Here is a 21,095-nt window from a genome sequence, read left to right as displayed (position 1 = left end):
CCGCGCATGGCACGCCGGCCTTGAACTTTGACCCGGCCGCGGACGAGGATGCCGGGAGTCCGCGGGCCCGCGGGCCGGATGCCGCACCCCCGGAGGCCCCATGCAGGTTGCGCAGGACGCCACGTTCCGCTGGCCGCTCCCCTGGTGGCGCTCCGGCCCCGTGGCCCTGCGCTGGCTGCTGGGACTGGTGGCGAGCCTGCCGCTGGCGTGGGCGGCACTGGCGATCGCCTACGGGCCGCTGCCGCTGCCTGGCCGGGGCTGGCTGGCGCTGGCCTTCGCGGCATTCGCCGGATGGGCGCTGTGGGGCGCGCGCAGCCGCTGGCCGATGGGCGTCGTGGTGCTGCTGTTCGCCGCGTTGCTGGCGGCCTGGAGCCAGGTGAGGCCGAGGCACGACCGCCAATGGCGGCCGGAGGTGGCGGTCACGCCGCGGATCGCGATCGACGGCGACCGGGTGCTGGTCAGCGGGTACCGCAATTTCGACTACCGTGGCCGGGAGGACTTCGACGAACGCTGGGAAAAGCGCGAGCTGCGCTTGTCCGAAGTACAGGGCGTGGACTTCTTCGTCTCCTACTGGGAGCCGGACGGGGCGATCGCGCACACCTTCCTCAGCTTCGACGTGGCCGGCGCCGATCCGCTGGCCATCTCGATCGAGATCCGGCCCGAACGCGGCGAGAGCTTCCATCCGCTGCGGGGGCTGCTGCGCAATTTCGAACTGGTGTACGTGGTCGGTGACGAGCGCGACATCGTGCGCGTGCGCAGCAACCACCGTGGCGAGGAGGTGTTCCTGTACCGGACCACCGCCTCGGCCGACACCGCGCGCGCGCTGTTCCGGGTCTACGCGTCCCGGATCAACGCGCTGGCCGATGTCCCGGAGTTCTACAACGTGCTCAGCAACAACTGCACGGTCAACATCGTCCGCTATGCCAACCAGGTCGGCCGGCTCGGCCGCTGGGACATCCGCCACCTGCTCAACGGCTGGAGCGACCGCTACCTGTACGATGCCGGGCTGGTCGACACCTCGATGCCGTTCGCCGAGCTGCGCCGGCGCTCGCTGGTCAATCCCGCCGCCCGGGCCGCCGACCAGGACCCGGCGTTCGCCCGGGTAATCCGCGAAGGACGGCCGGTTCCTGCCACCGGTACCGGCGCCGGCCCTGCAGCCGGAGGCGTGCGATGAGCATGGAGCTGCTGCTGGTCCTCGGCCTGCTGGCGGCGGCCATCGTCCTGTTCTCGCTCGGGCGGCCACGCGCCGACGTGGTCGCGCTGCTGATGGTCGCGGCGCTGCCGTTCACCGGGGTCATCGACGTCGGCGAGGCCATCGCCGGGTTCTCCGACCCCAGCATCGTGCTGATCGCACTGCTGTTCGTGCTCGGCGAAGGCCTCGTGCGCACCGGGCTGGCCCAGCGCATGAGCACCCTGATCCTGCACGTGGCCCGCGGCAACGAAGCGGTGCTGGTGGTGGCGCTGATGCTGGCGGTGGGGGCGATGGGGTCGGTGATGAGTTCGACCGGCGTGGTCGCGATCTTCGTCCCGATCGTGCTGCGGATCGCGCGCAGCAGCCGGATCGCGCCGGGCCGGCTGATGATGCCACTGAGCGTGGCCGCCCTGGTCAGCGGCATGATGACCCTGGTGGCGACCGCCCCCAACCTGGTGGTCCACGGCGAACTGCTGCGCGAAGGCCACGCCGGCTTCGCCTTCTTCGACTTCCTGCCATTCGGCGCGCCGGTGCTGGCGCTGGCGATCGGCTACATGCTCTTCGCGCGGCGCTGGCTGGGCGGTGGCGCACCGGTGCCCTCGCCACGCGCGCCGCGGCTGCAGGACTGGATCGGCGAGTACCGGCTGGAGGGCCGCGCGTTCCGGGTGCGGGTCGGCGCCGGATCTCCGCTGGTGGGTCGCGTCGCCTCGGCGCTGGAGGACGACGAGCTGGCCGGCATGAACGTGCTGGCGATCGAGCAGCTCGGCCGCTTCGGCCAGCGCCTGCTGCTGTCGGCGCAGGGACGGCGCCTTTTGCCGGAAGACGCATTGCTGCTGGACCTGCACGAACCGGGGATCGACGCGCCGGCGATGTTCGAGGCATTGCGGCTGGAGCCGCTGCCGCTGGAAGGGGCCTACTTTTCCGGCTACGCCAACGACATCGGCATGGCCGAGATGATGGTCGCGGTGAACTCGCCGCTGGCTGGGGTGAGCGCGCGCCGCGCGCGCCTGCAGGAACGCCACGAGCTGGCGGTCATCGGCCTCAAGCACGGCCGCACGGCCGAGGTGCGCGACCTAGAGGACGAGCCGCTGGAAGTCGGCGACACGCTGCTGGTGGCCGGCCCCTGGCCGGCGATCCGTGCCCTGGGCGCCGGGTCGGACGGACTGATCCTGCTCAACCTGCCGCTGGAATCGGATGAAGTCGCCCCGGCGGCGGCGCGCGCGCCGTTCGCCCTGGCGTGCCTGCTGCTGACCATCGGCCTGATGGTCAGTGGCGTGATACCCAACGTGCACGCGGCACTGATCGGCTGCCTGCTGATGGGCCTCACCGGATGCCTGGACCTGCGCAGCGCCTACCGCTCGATCCACTGGCCGAGCCTGGTCCTGATCGTGGGCATGCTGCCGTTCTCGCTGGCGCTGCAGCGCACCGGCGGCGTGGACCTCGCCGCCGACCTGCTGCTGGAGGCGGTGGGCGGCGCCGGCCCGCGGGTGGTGCTGGCCGCGATCTTCGCCGTCACCGCGATCTTCGGCATGTTCATTTCCAATACCGCCATCGCGGTACTGATGGCGCCGGTGGCGCTGGCGATCGCCCAGCACCTGGGCCTGTCGCCATACCCGTTCGCGATGACGGTGGCGCTGGCCGCCTCGGCGGCGTTCATGACGCCGGTATCCTCGCCGGTCAATGCGCTGGTGGTCGGTCCAGGCGGCTACCGCTTCGGCGATTTCGTCAAGGTCGGCACGCCGCTGGCGCTGCTGACGCTGCTGGTCGTGGTGCTGCTGGTGCCGTGGGTGTTCGGGATGTAGGTGCGCAGACAATAGCAATGGCGGTTGCGTCGCGCTGGCTTCGGAGTGAGTCCGCCGTTGCAGAGGGGGATGGCCCACCCCTCGGGACGACATCCTGTCTTTACTCGGGTCGTGGCACATCCATGTGCCACTTGGTCCATCCCCCTCTGCAACGACGGCCTTCGGGCGCTTCGGGGCTTGTGCCTTCGGCGAGGAAGAACCAGGAGCTGCAGCCGGCGGTCCTTCATTCCGGCGTTAGCCGGATCGAAGGCTTCGTCTTCATGCCACGCTGAGCCGCACGGCGCGAATCCCACCGCATCCGAAGTCCGTCGGCGCCTGGCGCTATGGCCCAAGTGGCACATGGATGTGCCACGGCCCTTCGTAAAGACAGGACGTCGTCCCGAAGGGTGGGCCATAGCGCCAGGTGCCGACGGACTCTTCCCGGAGCCGACGCTGTGACCTTGACCTTGACCGTGGCTGTTGCTGTTGCCGCAGCCGCAGCCGCACGCGTCAACCCGGTGCCAGTGTAGTCAGCAGCGCGCGCGCGGCGTTGAAGCGGTCCGCCGCCTCCGGCAGCGGCACGCGGATGCGCAGCTTGTCGGGGCCGTCCATCGCGTACAGCTTCGGCTGCTGCTGGATCATGCGGATCACCGACATCGGGTCGACCCGCGGCTTGGCCTCGAACACGATGCGGCCGCCGTTCTCGCCCAGGTCCAGCTTGCGGATGCCCAGCGCGTCGGCCTGCAGCTTCAACTCGGCGATGGCGAACAGGTGCTTGACCGGATCGGGCAGCAGGCCGAAGCGGTCGATCATCTCCACCTGCAGCTCGCGCAGCGCCTCGCCGTCGCGGGCACTGGAAATGCGCTTGTACAGGGTCAGGCGGGTGTGCACGTCCGGCAGGTAGTCTTCCGGGATCAACGCCGGAACGTTGAGCACCACCTCGGCGCCGCGCACTTCCTCGCCCGCGTCCAGGTCCGGCAGCTTGCCCAGGCGGATGCTGCGCACCGCGCGTTCGAGCAGCTCGGTATACAGGCTGAAGCCGACCTCGGCCATCTGCCCGCTCTGGTCCTCGCCGAGCAGCTCGCCGGCGCCGCGGATCTCCAGGTCGTGGGTGGCCAGGGTGAAGCCGGCGCCGAGCTCGTCCATCGAGGCGATCGCCTCCAGCCGCTTCTCCGCATCCGGCGTCATCGAACGGCGATCGGGCACCAGCAGGTAGGCGTAGGCACGGTGGTGCGAGCGGCCGACGCGCCCGCGCAACTGGTGCAGCTGGGCCAGGCCGAAGCGGTCGGCGCGGTTGATGACGATGGTATTGGCGTTGGGGATGTCGATGCCCGACTCGATGATCGTGGTCGACAGCAGCACGTTGAAGCGCTGCTTCTGGAAGTCGAGCATCACCCGCTCCAGCTCGCGCTCGGGCATCTGCCCGTGGGCGATGCCGATTCGCGCCTCCGGCACGAGTTCGGCCAACTGCCTCTGCATGCGGCCGATGCTTTCCACGTCGTTGTGCAGGAAGTACAACTGGCCGCCGCGGGCCAGCTCGCGCTGGAAGGCTTCGCGCAGCTGCGCATCGTCCCAGGGCACGACAAAGGTCTGCACCGCCAGCCGGTTGGGCGGCGGAGTCGCAATGATCGAAAGGTCGCGCAGCCCCGCCATGGCCATGTTCAGCGTGCGCGGGATCGGCGTGGCGGTCAGGGTCAGCAGGTGGACATTCGCACGAAGGGCTTTCAGCGCTTCCTTCTGGCGCACGCCGAAGCGCTGTTCCTCGTCGACGATGACCAGGCCCAGGTCCTTGAACTTCACGTCCGGCTGCAGCAGCCGGTGGGTGCCGACGATCACGTCGATCCCGCCTTCGCTGACCTTCTGCAGCTCGGCCTCGATTTCCTTCTTGGTCTTGAACCGCGACAGCACCTCGACCTTGAGCGGCCAGTCGGCGAAGCGGTCGCGGAAGTTGCGGTAGTGCTGTTCGGCCAGCAGGGTGGTCGGCACCAGCACCGCGACCTGGCGGCCGGCGCTGGCGGCGGCGAACGCCGCGCGCACCGCGACTTCGGTCTTGCCGAAGCCCACGTCGCCGCAGACCACCCGGTCCATCGGCTGGCTGGACTGCAGGTCGCGCAGCACCGCCTCGATCGCCGCGTGCTGGTCGGGCGTCTCCTCGAACGGGAAGCCGGCAGCGAAGCTTTCGTACATCGGCCGGTCGATCTCCAGCGCCAGTCCGGCGCGGGCGTGCCGTCGGGCCTGGATCTCGAGCAGCTCGGCCGCTACGTCGCGGACCTTTTCCTGCGCCTTGCGCTTGGCCTTGGCCCACTGCTCGCCGCCGAGCGAATGCAGCGGCGCGGTCTCCGGCGAGGCGCCGGAGTAGCGGCTGACCAGGTGCAGCTGCGCCACCGGCACGTAGAGGCGGTCGCCCTTGGCGTACTCGATGTCGAGGAACTCGCCCGGCATGCCGCCGATGTCCATTGCCACCAGCCCACGGTAGCGGCCGACGCCGTGGTCCTCGTGGACGATCGGAGCGCCCTCGGTCAGCTCGCCCAGGTCGCGGATGATCGCTTCCGGCTCGCGCCCGGCGCGGCGTGCGCGGCGCGGCTGGGTCGCGCGTTCGGGGAACAGCTGGCGCTCGGTGAGCACCGCCAGCCGTGGCGCATCGAGGGCGAAGCCGTCTTCCAGCGGTGCAACCGCCAGCGCGAAGGCGTCGCTGCCGGCGAGGAAGGCGGGGAAATCGGCCACTACCTTCGGTTGCAGGCTGGCGGCCTGCAGCACTTCCAGCAGCGCCTCGCGGCGGCCGGGGGAATCGGCGGCCACCAGCACGCGCCCCGGGTAGCTGCCGAGGAACGAACGCAGGGCTTCGCCGGCGACATGCGGGTCGCGGCCGGCGACCGGCAACGACGGCGCCGGCTGGTCGCCCAGCGGCGCAGCCTCTTCGGCGCGTGGGTGGTCGCTGCCGCAGACCTCGACGCGTATGCCCTGGTTCAGCCGTTCGCGCAGCGTGTCCGGGGGCAGGTAGAGCTCCTCAGGCGCGAGCAGCGGATGCTCGACATCGTGCCGGCGCTGCTCGTAGCGGTTGCGCGTCTGCTGCCAGAACGCGGCGGCCGCCGCATTGGCGCCGTCCGCCAGCACCGGCAGCACGCTGACCGGCAGGTAGTCGAAAAGCGTGGCAGTGGTGTCCGAGCCGTCGCGCGCAGGCGGGAAGAACAGCGGCAGGTAGTACTCGATGCCGGCCGGGGCCAGTCCGGCCTTCAGGTCCTGGTACATCGCGCTGCGCCGGGTGTCGACGTCGAAGCGCTCGCGCAACGCGTCGAGCACGCGGGCGATGCTGGCCTCGTCCATCGGCAGTTCGCGCCCGGGCAGCATGCGTACCGCCTCGATCCGGTCCAGCGAGCGCTGGCTTTCCGGATCGAAGCGGCGGATCGAGTCGATCTCGTCGTCCAGCATTTCGATCCGCAACGGCGCGTCGGCACCCATCGGGTAGACGTCGAGCAGGCCGCCGCGCACGGCGAAGTCGCCGGGGTCCAGCACCTGCGGCACGTTGCGGTAGCCGGCGCTTTCCAGCCGGCGCTTCTCCGCGTCCAGGTCCAGGCGCTGGCCGGTAGCCAGGTCGAAGCTGCCGCCGGCGATGTAGCGCAACGGCGGCAGCCGCTGCAGCAGGGTCTGCACGGGAACGACCACGATCCCGCGCTCGAGCTGCGGCAGGCGCTGGAGCGCGGCCAGGCGCTGGCTGATGATGTCCGGATGCGGGCTGAAGCGGTCGTAGGGCAGCGTCTCCCAGTCCGGGAACGGCACCACCGGCAGGGAGGCGTCGTTGCCGAGCAGGGTAAGCAGGTCCGATTCGACCTGGTGCGCCGAATGGGTGTCGCGGGCCACGAACAGCAGCGGGCCCGGATGGGCACGCGCGGCCTGCACCAGGTGCCAGGGCAGGGCCGAGGGCGAGGCGGGTGCGCGCCACCAGGCACGGGCCTGGCCGCGCTTGGGCATCGGGGGAGCGGGGGGCACGGGCGGGGACGCGGACGGCATGGACCGCGCATTGTAGCCGCGGTGCGATGAGGGGCGGGTCACTGCAGGCCGCGGAGCGCGCCGGTGCCGGCGACCGTGCGCGGAGTTCCGACGACCTTCGAGGATGCAGCGTGCGGGTGGCCCGCCTGCGCCGCGCCCGCTCATGCGGGCGGGCGCCGGGTGCGGGTTACAGGTCGAGGACGAGCCGGGTCAGGCCCGGCGGGACGCCGCTTTCCAGGCTCGGGCGGAAGCCCATCGACGCAGCCAGGTCGAGCATCGGTCCGTTGCTGTCGGGCGTGTCGCCGTAGAGGCGGTCGAGGTAGCGCCCGCGCGACCACTTCACCAGCTTCTGCATCAGGTGCCGGCCCAGGCCCAGGCCTGCCACGTAGTTGCCGAGCAGGATCGCGTACTCGGCCTGGCGCGTGCCGGGGACGATGCGCGCACGGGCGAGCCCGGCGATCATCGCTTCGCCCGGCGGCAGCGGTTCGGCGCCGACCAGGACCAGCTCGGTCTTCGGGTCCGGGCGCGACAGCTGCGCGGCCGCCGCGTCGTCGAGCGAGTCGCCACCGCCGAAGCCGGCGCGCAGTTCCGCCGGCCCGAGCATGCCGAACACGCCCTGCAGCGGCGAGGCATCCTCCGGGCGGATCGGGCGGATCAGGATCGCCCGCCGGTTGGGCAGGACGAACTCTTCGTGCCAGGGGGGGAGGCGGTTGCGGGGCATGGGGGGGATATTCCCACATTCACGGGCAGGCCGTCGCAGGGCGTCGGCCGGTGGCTTGCTAGACTCCGGCTCCAATCGGTCAAGGAGGCGATGCCATGGCAGGCGGTGGTGATTCGGTCCGCGCGATCTTCTTCGCGCTGGGAGCCAACTTCGCGATCGCCGTGGCCAAGGGCGTGGCGGCCTACGTCACCGGTTCCGGCGCGATGCTGGCCGAGACGGTGCACTCGCTGGCCGACTGCGGCAACCAGCTCCTGCTGCTGCTCGGCCTGCGCCAGGCCAAGCGCCCCGAGAGCCGCGAGCATCCGCTGGGCCACGGCCGCGCGATCTACTTCTGGTCCTTCCTGGTGGCGGTGATGCTGTTCAGCGTGGGCGGCATGTTCTCGGTGTACGAGGGAGTGCACAAGCTGATGCATCCCGAGCCGCTGCAGCAGTGGTGGTGGGCGGTCGGCGTGCTGGTATTCGCGATCGTGGCCGAGTCGGTTTCGATGCGCGCCTGCCTGCAGGAAGTGGACAAGGCGCGCGGCGACCGCAGCCTGTGGGAATGGTTCCGCGAGAGCCGGCAGGCCGAGCTGGTGGTGATCTTCGGCGAAGACCTGGCGGCACTCCTGGGCCTGCTGTTCGCCCTGGGCGCGGTGCTGCTGACGGTGTTGACCGGCAACCCGGTGTTCGACGCGATCGGCACCATCGCTATCGGCGTGCTGCTGATCGTCATCGCGGTGCTGGTGGCGATCGAGGTCAAGGCGATGCTGATCGGGCAGAGCGTGGACCCGTTGCTGCAGGCGCAGATCGAGGGCTTCCTCAAGGGGCGTGCGGAGATCGCGCAGCTGCTGCGCCTGATCACCCTGCAGCAGGGTAACGAGGTGCTGGTCTCGATCCATGCGCGCATGCACCAGAGCCAGGACGGGCGGCGCATGCTGCGCGAGATCGACCAGGTCGAGGTCGCGTTGAAGGCGCAGTTCCCGGTCGTGCGTTGGTGCTTCTTCGAACCCGAAGGCGAGGACGTGGCGGGCTGAAAGGCGGCGCCGTCGCCTGGTTTTGCGATCCGGCTTCCCCAGTGCGAAGGGCGCAGAGCGCTGGGGTTATCGGCCTCGGAGGGAGCCGCGCCAGGCCCCGGGTGTCGCTTTTCCCTCGACTGGACATCCTGTCCAGACTCGGGCGCGGGCCATCCATGGCCCGCTTGCCGCGGCACCCCGGGCCTGCCGCGTCTTCGGCGACCGGTTGGTGAGTGGCTTCGTTCGCGCTGGTTGCGACGCGACACCGAAGTACGCAGTGGATACCCGTTACAAGCCTAAGCAAGGGCGAGGGGTGCACGAATGCCGTGGACGTTCGCAAATTTGTGACCGGCAATAGCGACCTGGGACCCGGGCGTGGAACGAAGCCATATCATCAATCTGCGATAGGACTTCGTCGTGCCGGGGTATGGCGCAAGTGGCACATGGATGTGCCACGGCCCTCGTAAAGGCAGGATGCCGTCCCGAGGGGTAAGCCATACCCCGGCACGGCGAAGGCCCCATCCGGAGCCGGCCAGGCTGCTGTTGCTGTGTTGCTGTGCTGTTGCTGCCGCTGAATCAGCCAGCCGGAACCTCAGCCCTCGTCCCGCTTCAGCCACTCCAGCCGCGTGGAGGCGCCCCGTTCGCCCAGCTTGTCCCTGAGCACCGGCAGCACCGGCGCGATCGCCTCGTCCAGCTTCCACGGCGGATTGACGATGGCCATGCCGCTGCCGTTGAGCCGCAGGGGCGAATCGTCCGGGCGCACCAGCAGTTCGGTGAGCAGCACCGATCGTGCCGGCAGCCCCTCGAGCTTGCGGAAGAACGGCTGCAGGCTGCGCCGCTGCTTGATCGGGTACCAGACCGCGCAGGTCGCCTGTGGCCAGCGTTCCAGCGCCTCGCGCACCGCGCGGGCCACCCGCGGGTATTCCTCGTCCTGGGCCTCGTAGGGCGGGTCGACCAGGACCAGGCCGCGGGCGATCCGGGTGCCGTCCACGCGCGGCGGCAGCAGCGCATGCACCGCGTCGTAGCCATCGCGGCCATGCACGGCCACGCGCGGATCACTGGCGAACAGGGCCTTGAGCGCGGCCGCCTCCTCCGGCTGCAGCTCGCAGGCGGCCAGCCGGTCCTGCGCGCGCATGGCCTGGGCGGTGAGCAGCGGCGAGCCGGGATAGACCAGCAGCGCGTCCACCGGATTGTCCGCCGCGACCGCGCGCAGGTAACGGGCCAGCAGCGGTGGCGGATCCTGCAGGCCCAGCAGCGGCAGGATGCCGGTGGTCGCCTCGCCGGTGCGGCCGGCGGCCTCGCCCTTGAGCAGGTAGCGGCCGCGGCCGGCATGCGTGTCGAGGACGAAGAACGGCGCCTCCTTGCGCAGCAGCGCATCGAGCACCGCCAGCAGGACGACATGCTTGAGCACGTCGGCGTGGTTGCCGGCATGGAAGGCGTGGCGGTAGTTCATGCGCGCAGCATAGCCGCCATGGCGGGCCCGGACTATGCTTGGCCCATGCCAACGATCCTGGTCGCCGACGACGAACCGGCCATCGCCGAGGCGCTGCTGTACGCGTTGCGCAGCGAGGGCCTGGAGGCCGAGCACTGCCTGCTGGGCGGGCAGGCGCTGGAGCGGGTGCGCGCCGGCGGGATCGACGTGCTCGTGCTGGACGTCGGCCTGCCCGACCTCAACGGTTTCGACGTCTGCCGGCAGTTGCGCGGCTTCAGCGAGGTGCCGGTGATCTTCCTGACCGCGCGCAACGACGAGATCGACCGCGTACTGGGCCTGGAGCTGGGTGGCGACGACTACGTAACCAAGCCGTTCTCGCCACGCGAACTGGTGGCGCGGGTGCGGGCGCGGCTGCGGCGCAGCGCCGTGCCGGCGGCCGGCGGAGGTTCCGGCGACGGCTGGGTGGAGCGGGGCGAGTTCGCGGTCGATCGTGGCGGCCACCGCATCCGTTACCGCGGCCACGCGCTGGACCTGACCCGCTATGAATTCGTGCTCCTGGAAGCGCTGCTGCAACGCCCCGGCGCGATCCTCAGCCGCGCCCAGCTGATGGACCGGGGCTGGGACAGCGACGCCGACAGCGGCGACCGCACCGTGGACACCCACGTGAAAACCCTGCGGGCCAAGCTGCGCGCCGCCGGCGCCGAGCCCGACCCGATCCGCACCCACCGCGGCCTCGGCTACGCGATCGAGGCCTGAGTGCGGCTCGGCCTGCGCCTGTTCCTCGGCTTCTTCCTGATCGTCGGCCTGGCCGCGTTCTTCGTGATGCGGGTGTTCGTCGACGAGGTCAAGCCGGGCGTGCGCCAGGCGATGGAATCGACCCTGGTGGACACCGCCAACGTGCTGGCGGCGATGGCCGCCGACGACCTCAAGGCCGGCCGCATCGCCGAAGGCCGTTTCGCCGGCGACCTGGCCCGGGTCCGCGACCGCGATCCCGAGGCGACGATCTGGCGGTTCCCCAAGCGCAGCATCGACTACCGCGTCACGGTCACCGATGCGCGCGGGATCGTGGTGTTCGATTCGGAAGGCCGCGACCTGGGGCGCGACAACTCGCGCTGGAACGATGTCTACAAGACCCTGCGTGGCGAGTACGGCGCCCGTTCCAGCCCGGAGTTCCCGGGCAGCGAGCGCACGGTGATGCACGTGGCCGCGCCGGTCTTCGATCCCGACGCGCCGGGGACGCTGATCGGGGTGCTGACCGTGGCCAAGCCCAACCGCACGCTCGAGCCGTTCATCGAGGCCAGCCAGCGCAGCATCCTGGGCAAGGGCGCGTGGCTGATCGGCCTGTCGGCGCTGGTCGGGCTGCTGATGACGTGGTGGCTGGCGCGCCGGATCGGCCGGCTCAACCGCTATGCTCAGGCGGTGGCGGCCGGAGAGCCGGTGGCACCGCCGCCGCCGCGGCGCGACGAGATCGGCGACCTGGCCCGCGCGCTGGAGGACATGCGCCGCAAGCTGGAAGGCAAGGCCTACGTGGAGCAGTACGTGCAGTCGCTGACCCACGAAATGAAGAGCCCGCTGGCGGCGATCCGCGGCGCGGCCGAACTGCTGCAGGAGCCGCTGCCCGAGGCCGAACGGCGGCGCTTCGCCGCCAACATCCAGGCCCAGCAGCAGCGCCTGACCGAAACCATCGACAAGCTCCTGGCACTGGCCGAGGTCGAGCAGCACGGCTGGTTGCAACGGCGCGAAGCGCTGGACCTGTCGGCACTGCTGCGGCAGCTGGCGGCCTCGGTCGAACCGCAGCTGGCCGCGGCCCGGCTGCAGCTGCGCGTCGAGGGCGCCGACTCGCCGCTGGTGGTGCGGGGCGATCCGTTCCTCGTGCGCCAGGCGCTGGCCAACCTGGTCGAGAACGCGATCGCGTTCTCGCCGGCCGGCGGTTCGATCCTGCTCGGCATCTCCGTGGCCGAGGGGCGGGTGCGGGCCACCGTGCGCGACGCCGGCCCGGGCGTGCCCGACTACGCGCTGGGGCGCGTTTTCGAGAGGTTCTACTCCCTGGCCCGTCCGGACGGTGGCGGGCGCAGTTCCGGCCTCGGCCTGCCCTTCGTCCGCGAAGTGGCGCGCCTGCACGGCGGCGAAGCCTGGCTGGGCAACCGCGATGGCGGCGGCGCCGAGGCCGGGCTGAGCCTGCCGCTGGCCTAGCCCGCGCGCCGCACGCACCTCACGCCGCCCACTTCACGCCCGCTTCAAACACCGGCCATGCCCGCCCCATGCGGCCGCCGCACGCTGCGCGCGGTCATCCATCCGGGGCGAACCCATGAAATCGTTGCGACTGCTGTTGCGCTTCCTCACCGTCGGCGGCCTGGTACTGGTGCTGCTGGTGCCGCTGAGCATGATCCGCGGCCTGATCCAGGAACGTACCCATTACCGCGGCGAGGCGATCGAGCGCGTCTCGCAGAGCATGGCCGGGCCCCAGCAGCTGGTCGGGCCGTTGCGCGTGGTGCCGTGGAAGGAAGTCCGCCGGGTCAACGCCGCGGCGCAGGACGGGCGGATCGAAGTGCGCGCCGAAACAGTGGAAGGCTACCTGCTGCAGGCCCCGGAGCTGTTCCAGGCGCGCGGCACGATCGCCCCGGACGTGCGCCGCGTCCGCCTGTACGACGTGCGCGTGTTCCAGTGGCAGGCGGAAGTGACGGCGCGCTTCGAGGCAATGCCGGTTCCCGTGGTGGAGGGCCGCGAATACGGCGAGCCTTACCTGGTGGCGGGCCTCGCCGACGTGCGCGGACTGGTCGGGACTTCGCGGTTGCGGGTGGACGGCAAGGAGCTGGAACTGCTGCCCGGAACCGGCTCGCTATCCGGGCGGATGGATGGCGTCCACGCGCCGCTGCCCGCACCGGGATGGAACGCGGTCGCGACCGGCGTGGACGGCGGCGACGCCGTAGCGTCCGCGCGCAGGCTGCCCGCCAGCGAGGTGCAGCTGGAGATGGCCATCGCCGGCACCCAGTCGCTGGGCATCGTGCCGGTGGCCGACAGCAATCGCATCGAGCTCCAGTCCGGCTGGCCGCACCCGCAGTTCAGCGGACGCTTCCTGCCCAACCAGCGCAGCATCGGCGACGACGGTTTCCGCGCCTCCTGGAACATTTCCTCGCTGGCCAGCGCGGCGCAGTCGCAGGTGCTCGACCCGTCGATCGAGCGGTTGACCCCGCGCGCCGGCGAGGTCGGGCAGGGCACGGGCGTGGACAGCGTGACGGTGGCACTGGTCGATCCGGTCGACGTCTACACGCAGGTCGACCGCGCGAGCAAGTACGGGATCCTGTTCGTGCTGCTGACCTTCGTCGGCTTCGCCCTGTTCGAGCTGGTCAAGCAGCTGCGCATCCATCCGCTGCAGTACCTGCTGGTAGGCCTGGCCCTGGCGATCTTCTTCCTGCTGCTGCTGGGCCTGTCCGAGCACATGGCGTTCTGGCAGGCCTACGTGCTGGCGGCGGCGGCCTGCATCGGGCTGCAGTTCGTCTACCTGTCGGGCGTGTTGCGCGGCTGGTGGCGGGCCGGCGCGTTCGCGACGATGCTCACCGCCCTGTATGGCGCGCTTTACAGCCTGCTGGTGTCGGAGGACAACGCGCTGCTGATGGGCTCGCTGCTGCTGTTCGGCATCCTGGCCGTGGTCATGCTGGTCACCCGCAGGATCGACTGGTACGAGCGGTCCGCCACCCTGGGCTGAGGGGGGGCGCGCAGGCAGGCCAAGGGCGCCGTCCGCGGCGCCCTTGGCGCGTCTCAGCGCAGCAGGTCGCGGGCGGCGTGGTCGAAGCGGTCCAGCGCCGTCATCGACTCGGGGGTGCGGCGCAGCAGCTCCACCGCCGCCCCGAGACGGCGCGCACCGACCAGGCCGCAGCCGGCCTGGAGCCGGTGCAGGCGCGAGCGCAGCGCGCCGGCGTCGCCGCGGCGGGCGCTGCTCAGGACCTCGTCGCGGGCGCCCGGCAGCTCCTCGAGGAACAGGCGGCGCAGGGCCTGGACGTTGGCCGGGTCGTGGTTGAGCGCCAGCGCGGCGGCGGCGTTGTCCCAGTCGGGCAGGTCGCCGGCGTCGGCCAGGGCGCTGCGCACCGCGCCGGCCAGTTCGGCCGTGGCCAGTGGCTTGACCAGCACGTCGCGGAAGCCGGCCTGGAGGGCGGCCACGCGAACCGCGGGGTCGGCATCGGCGGTGTGGGCCAGGGCGGGAGGTGGCTGCGGCCAGCGCGCCCGCAGCCGCTGGAGCAGGTCCGGGCCGGAGCCGTCGGGCAGGTTCAGGTCGACCAGCCAGAGATCGTGGCGGACGGTCTCGGCCCGCGCCAGCGCGCAGGCCTGGGTGGTGACCGCGTCGACCGCCGCCGGCAGCGCCTCGAGTACGGCGCGGAAATAGGCCTGGCTGATGGTGTCGTCCTCGACCAGCAGGACGCGGGGAAGGGAAGGGGGCTTCCGGGTTTCCATGCGGCTGACTCCATGTCGGCTGCGGCCATAGTAGCGCTATCACCCGGTCGGGCAACGGCCACAGGTCATGCCCGCGGCCGACGCCCGCGGATGGGCCGGAGGCGGCCGATCTGGGACAATGGCCGGCCTTTTTGCCCGCAGCCTACGCCACGTGGCCCGACTCGACCGCACTCCGTTCCAGCTCCAGATCCTCGACCTCAGCCACGACGGCCGTGGCGTCGCGCGCCGCGACGATGGCAAGGCCGTGTTCGTCGCCGGCGCGCTGCCTGGCGAGACCGTCATGGTCGAGCAGACCGCGCGCAGCCGCCATTTCGACGAGGCGCGCACGCTCGAAGTGCTGGACGCCTCGCCCGATCGCGTGCAGCCGCGCTGCCCGCACTTCGGCACCTGCGGCGGCTGCGTGCTGCAGCACCTGGCCGAGGACCGGCAGATCGTCGCCAAGCAGCGGGTACTGCTCGACAACCTGGAGCGGATCGGCAAGGTCGCGCCGGGCACGGTGCTGCCGCCGCTGACCGCCGACAGCTGGGGCTACCGGCGCAAGGGCCGCTTCTCGGTGCGGCGGGTCAACAAGAAGGACAAGACCCTGGTCGGTTTCCGCGAGCAGGATCCGCGCTTCGTCGCCGAGCTGCGCGAGTGCCATACGGTCATTCCGGAGATCGGGATGAAGATCCAGGCGCTGGCTGCACTGGTGGATGGCCTGCAGGCGCGCGAGCAGGTTCCGCAGATCGAGTTCATCGCCGGCGACGCGGCGATCGCGCTGACCGTGCGCCACCTGGTGCCGCTGGGCGAGGCCGACCGCGCCGCGCTGGCCGCCTTCGGCCGCGAACACGGCTTCGCGATCTTCCTGCAGCCCAAGGGCCCGGACAGCGTGCAGCCGCTGGAGGGCGAGGCGCCTGCGCTGTCGTTCCGGCTGCCGCAGTGGGACGTGGAGCTGGCGTTCGAGCCGCTGGACTTCATCCAGGTCAATGCGCGGCTCAACGACGGCATGATCGCGCGCACGCTGGAGATGCTCGACCTGCAGCCCGAACACCGCGTGCTGGACCTGTTCTGCGGGCTGGGCAACTTTACCCTGCCGCTGGCGCGCCGGGTGCGCGAGGTGGTTGGCGTGGAAGGCGATGCCGGCCTGGTCGCGCGCGCCCGTGCCAATGCGCAGCGCAACGGCCTGGACAACGCGCAGTTCTTCGCCGCCGACCTGACCCAGGACCAGCGCGGCACGCCCTGGATGCGCCAGGGCTTCGACCGCCTGCTGCTGGATCCGCCGCGCTCGGGCGCCGACGAGGTGCTCAAGCAGCTGCCGCTGAAGGACATCCGGCGCATCGTCTACGTCAGCTGCCACCCCGGCTCGCTGGCGCGGGACGCCGGTTTCCTGGTCAACGAGCGCGGCTACCGGCTGGTGTCGGCGGGGGTGATGGACATGTTCCCGCATACCGCGCACGTGGAGAGCATCGCGCTGTTCGAGCGCTGAGCGGCCAAGCCGACGCGGAGCTCGAGCGAAGTGGAAGCGGAAGCACGGGTTGCGTCGGCTTCGGGGGGAGCCGCGGCAGTGCGGTTGCCGGGCACATCGCCGGGTGCTGCCGTCCGTGGCTGCAACGGGCGAACGCAGGCCATCCATGGCCTGCTTGAGCCCGACACCCGCACTGCCGCGTCATACGACGCGTTGGGGTGGTGGCTTCGTTTGTTGCGCTGCAGGGCCGGCCGACGGGCTGGATCCGTTGCCTTGCCCTCGTTCGAGGCGTCTATGCGTAGAACCCCGCTGGGCGAAGCTGCGGGGTGCGGATCGTGGTTGAGCCGGCTTCGGAGGGAGCCGCGGCAGTACGGGTGTCGGTCGCATCGCCCGATGCTGCCGTCCGTGGCTGCAACGGGCGAACGCAGGCCATCCATGGCCTGCTTGCGCCCGACACCCGCACTGCCGCGCCTTCAGGTGCGTTGAGGTGATGGCTTCGTTCGTTACGCTGTGAGGCGGGCTGCGCGGATCCGCTGTGCCTTCGTGGGATGCGTCTACGCGCCGCACCCGCGGCGAAGGTCGCGTCCGGATACCTCCGGAACGTCCTCGGCGTTTGGTGGATCGGGAAGTTGTTGCAGACCGGATCTCGTCGTTGTTGTAGGAGCCCATCCTCATGGGCGACCTCAGCGCCTCCGAACTCCACCCACCACCTCAATCGGCGACGGCGCACAGCGGGGCAAGCCCCGCTCTACGAAAGCAGGCGCACGGACGGGTCTTGGGGGATCGAAGCGACGTCCTGCAAGCGCCCGAGGACGTCGTGCCGTGGTGGGCTGGCGCAAGCAGGCCATGGATGGCCTGTGGTCGCCTGTTGAAGCCACGGACGGCGGAGCCAGGCGATGCGCCAGCCCACCACGGCACGGCGGCCCCCACCGGAGCCGACGTTTTGGCTCTGGACCTGCTGGTCGAGCTCCCATCGGCAGCCGGATCTTTACTCTCCGGGCTCCGGCGAGCGATTGGCCACCGCCAAGGATGCGCCTGCATCGAGGCGCGACGACGCAAAAGGTGCGCAACGCCGGCGCCTGCACCGGAGGATCAAGAAAAGCGGCACAGAAAAACGCCACGGTCTGCACCGTGGCGTTTGCTGGCACGCGGAGAGAGAAGCGCGTCGTCAGAACTTGAACAGCACCTTGACCGTGCCGTCCACCGCACCGTCGTCGATGTAGCCGATCGCGCCCGGGGTCGAGGCGACCTTCGCCTTCACCGCCGCGTCGCCGGACAGCTCCTCCGGTGCCTTGGCCTTGCCGGTGAAGATCAGCTTCGACCAGTAGCCGGCCAGGTCGGCGCCGGAGCGGCCCAGCACGCCCGACTCGAACGCCGACTTGGTGGCGCCGGCCTTCTGGTACACGACCACGGCCGGCTTGCCACCGACGGTGGCTTCGCGGCCCAGGAACACGCGCTTGACCGCCTCGGCATCCAGCGTGCCAGCCGGCGAATCGGCGCCGACCACCACCGAGCCGGCCAGGCAGGGGAAGCTCAGCGCGCACAGCGCCAGGCCCATGAAGAACTTGCGATTCATGTCCCGCTCCCGGTCAGTAGGTGAAGACGACGCCAGCCGCGACCAGGTCCGCATCGGAGCCGGCGAGGATGGTGCTCTTGTAGTGGGTGTAGTCGACCTTGACCGCGATGTTGGCGTTGACGTCGTAGCGCACGCCCACCGCGCTGAACTCCTTGTCGCCTTCCTGGCTGGCCAGCAGGCCGGCCACCGTCTGGTACAGCGGATGGGCCGGCGGCACCGGCAGCAGGCCCAGCGCGGTGGTGTCCGCCTCGGTGCGGCTGCGCGACCAGCTCGCGTACGGGGTCCAGTCGCCGGCGCGATAGGCGGCGTTGACCGCCACGGCCTTCTGGCCGCCGATGTAGTTGTCGCCGTAGTCGATGTCGGTAAGCTCCACGCCGACGGTGACGCCGCCGCGGTTGATCTCCGCGCTCAGGCCCAGGAACGACGCATCATCGCGATCGAACGCCAGCGCCGCGCCGGCCTGCGGGCTGGCCGCCATCACCGCGGCGATCAGCGGATCGGCCGCGGCCACCTGCACCGATGCCTCGCCGACCACGTAGCTGCCGCGCAGCGACAGCCATTCGTCGTACTGCGCCTCGAAGGTGATGCCGCCCTGGTCGCGGACTTCCACGTGCAGGTCGTCCTGCGACTCGTCCACGGTGCCGTAGATCAGCTGGGTGCGCAGGGTCCACTTGTCGAAGTTGCGCGCGCCGATCAGGTTGACGCCGTTGTAGTTGCTGTAGGGGAGGTTGTAGACGCCCAGCGGCACGCGCATGAACGGATACGCCGCGCCCACTTCGAGGTAGTCGGAGTAGTGGAAGTACGGGGTGCGCTGGCGGCCGGCCTTGACCGACCACGACGGGCTGAACTGGTAGCGCACGTAGGCCCAGGCGAACTCCGGCTCCCAGCCTTCGTCGCCACGGGCGACGACCTGGGCCACCGCGTCGGCGCGTTCGCCCAGGGTGGCGGTGGCCTGCAGGGCGAACAGGGATTCGGGATCGAAGCTGACGCTGTCGTCGTAGGACAGGCCGGAAACGGTGCTGCCGTCGTCGAGCGTAGCGCCGGCGACCACCTGGCCGAAGCCGTTGAAGGTGACTTCGGCCTGCGCAGCGGGAGCCACGGCCAGCGCGAGCAGCGCCACCGCGGGGAAATGCTTGGTCTTCACTTCAGTGTACTTCCTGGCTGGAGGGAGCCCCGGGCGGGGCGTGCCTCCGTATCGGCGGCGTCATAACGCAGCTTTAACGGATTGGAGCCCGGCTCCTGAACGCCGTTCAGGCAGCGGATTCAAGCAACCGGCACGCCATGCCGATACCCACGCCGGACGGCACCGTCCGCCGCCCATCCGCCTGCCCGGAGTTCTCCCATGTCGTCCGTTCGTGGAAGCTTCAAGAAGCTTCCCCTGCCCAAATTCGCCGTGGCGCCGGTCGTGAACTCGGCCTCGCGCCGGCTGCGCTTCCTGTCGATCCGCAGCAAGATCCTGCTGCTGCCGGCGATCGCGCTGGCCGGCCTGCTCGGCTACTTCCTCTACTCGGCGCTGGTGCTGCGCGCCAACACCGAAACGCTCGACGGGTTCGCCGGCCGCACGCTGCCGGTGATGACGCTGGCAGCGCAGGCCAACCAGGGCCTGGTGGAGACCCAGGGCCTGTTCACCCAGGCGCTGGGCGATCGCGACGAGTTCCTGATCGAGGATGCCAACAAGCAGGCGGCCATCACCCGCGAGCGCCTGCAGCAGATCAAGGCCACCGACCCGGCCTACGCCGCGCGCATGGACAAGCTGGCCGCGCTGTGGGACCGCTACGTCGAACGCAGCGGCACGGCGGTGACGGGGATGATCGCCGGCAGCGGCGACATGGAGGCGTTCCAGGCGCTGGCCGCCGAGAAGCAGGCCGCGTTCGAGGAAGTGCGCAGCGAGCTGGCGCGCCTGGCCAAGGACAGCGAGGCCTCCTCGCAGGCGGCCCTGGCCGGCGCCACCGCGCGTTCGCGCGGCGCATTGCAGGTGGGCCTGGCGATCGTGCTGGTGCTGGGCTTGCTGGCGGTGGTCGCCGTGGTCCTGGTCGACGCGGCGATCCGCCATCCGATCGAACGCCTGGACCAGGCGATCGCCGAGGTCGCCCGCGGCAACTTCGGCGTGCGCGTGGAGACCGAGGGCCGCGACGCCATCAGCGCGATGTGCCATTCCTTCAACCGGCTGCTGGAGGCGCTCAACGCCGCCATCGCCGAGTCCAACGACGTGCTGGCCGCGGTCGGCCGCGGCGATTTCGGCCGCCGCGTCGACGCCGACCTGCCTGGCGACCTGGCCCGGCTCAAGGCCGGCGTGAACGCCAGCGCCGACAGCGTGCAGAAGACGATGGAGGCGCTGGACGCGGTGATGGACGCGATGGCCCGCGGCGACTTCTCCGCGCGCATGAGCCAGGACGTGGAAGGCGGATCCAGGGCCAAGGTCGATCGCGCGATGGGGTTGTTGCAGCAGTCGCTGGGCGCGTTGGAGCAGGCGCTCAGCGGCGCGGCCGACGGCGACTTCTCGCAGCGCATCGACGCGCAGCTGCCGGGCGACCTGGACCGGCTCAAGGGCGCGGTCAACCGGTCGCTGGAGGCGCTGGAAGCGGCCTTCGACGAGATCGGCGACACCACCCGGGCGCTGGCCGAGGGCGACCTCACCCGGCGCATCCGCAGCGACTACCGGGGCACGCTCAAGGCCTTGACCGACGCCCTCAACCGCGCGCTGGACAGCGTCTCGCAGGTGATCCGCGAGGGCATCTACAACGCCGACGAAGTGGGCGTCGGCATCGAGGAAATCGCGCGCGGCAACGCCGACCTGTCCGGCCGCACCGAGCGCCAGGCCAGTGCGCTGCAGGAAAGCGCGGCCAGCATCGAGCAGCTGCTTGCCGCCGCGCGCAATGCCGCCGACAACAGCCGGCAGACCAGCGGCCTGACCCATGGCGTGCTGGACAATTCGCGCCATGGCGTGCACGTCGCCGGACAGGCCAGCAGCTCCATGGTGTCGATCACCGAGGCCAGCCGGCGCATCGGCGAGATCATCTCGCTGATCGATTCGGTCGCCTTCCAGACCAACATCCTCGCGCTCAACGCGGCGGTGGAGGCTGCGCGCGCCGGCGAGCACGGCCGCGGCTTCGCCGTGGTCGCCACCGAAGTGCGCAGCCTGGCGCACCGGACCGCGACCTCGGCCAAGGAGATCCGCGACCTGATCGCCGACGCCACCGCCCGGGTCGGCGAAGGCAGCGGGCTGGTCGACGAGTCGCGCCGGCAGCTGGAAGCCATCGCGCAGTCCAACGAAACCATCGCCGGCCTGGCGCAACAGGCGGCCGATTCGGCCCAGGAGCAGTCGCAGGGCCTGCAGCAGTTGAGCCGCTCGGTCGGCGACCTGGAGTCGGTCAACCAGCAGAACAGCGCGCTGGTGGAGGAGGTCGCCGCCGCCAGCGCATCGCTGCGCGAACGCGCCCAGGCCTTGCGCGCGGCGATGGCGCAGTTCCGGCTGCAGCCGGAAGCCGAGCAGACTATGCGGGCGGCCTGAACCGGCCCGC

Annotated in this window: 14 protein-coding genes; 8 read left to right on the top strand and 6 right to left on the bottom strand. The window is 70.8% G+C overall.

Translation table 11 applies throughout. From position 1 onward, the window contains the following. Positions 1–100 precede the first annotated feature (100 nt). Complete coding sequence (locus ABKA19_RS06870; RefSeq protein WP_353688280.1) at positions 101–1,174, top strand: Lnb N-terminal periplasmic domain-containing protein; 1,074 nt, start codon at positions 101–103, stop codon at positions 1,172–1,174. Continuing rightward, a complete protein-coding gene (locus tag ABKA19_RS06865; RefSeq protein WP_353688279.1) occupies positions 1,171–2,994 on the top strand; it encodes an SLC13 family permease in 1,824 nt (607 codons plus the stop codon). The genes ABKA19_RS06870 and ABKA19_RS06865 overlap by 4 nt, the downstream gene beginning before the upstream one ends. Before the next feature lie 489 nt (positions 2,995–3,483). Here ABKA19_RS06865 and mfd read toward each other — a convergent pair whose 3' ends face one another. Together mfd and ABKA19_RS06855 are read right to left on the bottom strand one after the other, a co-directional pair. Continuing rightward, a complete protein-coding gene (gene mfd, locus ABKA19_RS06860) occupies positions 3,484–6,981 on the bottom strand; it encodes a transcription-repair coupling factor (protein WP_353688278.1) in 3,498 nt (1,165 codons plus the stop codon). Positions 6,982–7,147: 166 nt separating this feature from the next. Next, positions 7,148–7,681 (bottom strand): GNAT family N-acetyltransferase, encoded by a 534-nt coding sequence (locus ABKA19_RS06855; RefSeq protein ID WP_353688277.1) that lies wholly within the window; start codon positions 7,679–7,681, stop codon positions 7,148–7,150. A gap of 95 nt (positions 7,682–7,776) precedes the next feature. Here ABKA19_RS06855 and ABKA19_RS06850 point away from each other — a divergent pair, with 95 nt between their 5' ends. Further along, positions 7,777–8,694: a cation diffusion facilitator family transporter gene (locus tag ABKA19_RS06850; RefSeq protein ID WP_162377314.1), complete on the top strand. Its 918-nt coding sequence runs from the start codon at positions 7,777–7,779 to the stop codon at positions 8,692–8,694. 571 nt (positions 8,695–9,265) lie between these two features. Here ABKA19_RS06850 and ABKA19_RS06845 read toward each other — a convergent pair. After that, positions 9,266–10,126, bottom strand: a complete 861-nt coding sequence (locus tag ABKA19_RS06845) for a 23S rRNA (adenine(2030)-N(6))-methyltransferase RlmJ (protein WP_353688276.1) — start codon at positions 10,124–10,126, stop codon at positions 9,266–9,268. A gap of 45 nt (positions 10,127–10,171) precedes the next feature. On the opposite strand from ABKA19_RS06845, the gene creB reads away from it, so the two are divergent. The 3 genes from creB to creD all read left to right on the top strand — a co-directional run bounded on the left by creB (position 10,172) and on the right by creD (position 13,811). Further along, a complete protein-coding gene (creB, locus tag ABKA19_RS06840; RefSeq protein ID WP_353688275.1) occupies positions 10,172–10,861 on the top strand; it encodes a two-component system response regulator CreB in 690 nt (229 codons plus the stop codon). Then, on the top strand, positions 10,862–12,298 hold the full coding sequence (gene creC, locus ABKA19_RS06835; RefSeq protein WP_353688274.1) for a two-component system sensor histidine kinase CreC: 1,437 nt from the start codon (positions 10,862–10,864) through the stop codon (positions 12,296–12,298). 115 nt (positions 12,299–12,413) lie between these two features. Then, positions 12,414–13,811, top strand: coding sequence for a cell envelope integrity protein CreD (gene creD / locus ABKA19_RS06830; protein ID WP_353688273.1), 1,398 nt, complete (start codon positions 12,414–12,416; stop codon positions 13,809–13,811). A gap of 53 nt (positions 13,812–13,864) precedes the next feature. On the opposite strand, the gene ABKA19_RS06825 is transcribed toward creD, so the two are convergent. Next, complete coding sequence (locus ABKA19_RS06825; RefSeq protein ID WP_353688272.1) at positions 13,865–14,554, bottom strand: response regulator; 690 nt, start codon at positions 14,552–14,554, stop codon at positions 13,865–13,867. Positions 14,555–14,672: 118 nt separating this feature from the next. Between ABKA19_RS06825 and rlmD the strand changes: the two genes are divergently transcribed. Continuing rightward, positions 14,673–16,019 carry a 23S rRNA (uracil(1939)-C(5))-methyltransferase RlmD gene (gene rlmD, locus ABKA19_RS06820; RefSeq protein ID WP_353688271.1) on the top strand — a complete coding sequence of 449 codons (1,347 nt, stop codon included), beginning with the start codon at positions 14,673–14,675 and terminating at the stop codon, positions 16,017–16,019. Between the two features lie 1,147 nt (positions 16,020–17,166). On the opposite strand, the gene ABKA19_RS06815 is transcribed toward rlmD, so the two are convergent. Beyond that, the gene (locus tag ABKA19_RS06815; protein WP_353688270.1) at positions 17,167–17,574 is read right to left on the bottom strand and encodes a type 2 periplasmic-binding domain-containing protein; all 408 of its coding nucleotides are present in this window, start codon (positions 17,572–17,574) and stop codon (positions 17,167–17,169) included. Positions 17,575–17,587: 13 nt separating this feature from the next. Next, the gene (locus tag ABKA19_RS06810; protein ID WP_353688269.1) at positions 17,588–18,718 is read right to left on the bottom strand and encodes a porin; all 1,131 of its coding nucleotides are present in this window, start codon (positions 18,716–18,718) and stop codon (positions 17,588–17,590) included. Between the two features lie 198 nt (positions 18,719–18,916). Between ABKA19_RS06810 and ABKA19_RS06805 the strand changes: the two genes are divergently transcribed. Next, a complete protein-coding gene (locus tag ABKA19_RS06805; RefSeq protein WP_353688268.1) occupies positions 18,917–21,085 on the top strand; it encodes a methyl-accepting chemotaxis protein in 2,169 nt (722 codons plus the stop codon). Positions 21,086–21,095 lie beyond the last annotated feature (10 nt).

The organism is Pseudoxanthomonas sp. Soil82 (genome assembly GCF_040446535.1).
GTDB classification, from domain to species: domain Bacteria; phylum Pseudomonadota; class Gammaproteobacteria; order Xanthomonadales; family Xanthomonadaceae; genus Pseudoxanthomonas; species Pseudoxanthomonas kaohsiungensis.
Note: the sequence above shows the minus strand (reverse complement) of the source record. Positions and strands in the feature narration are given on the sequence as shown.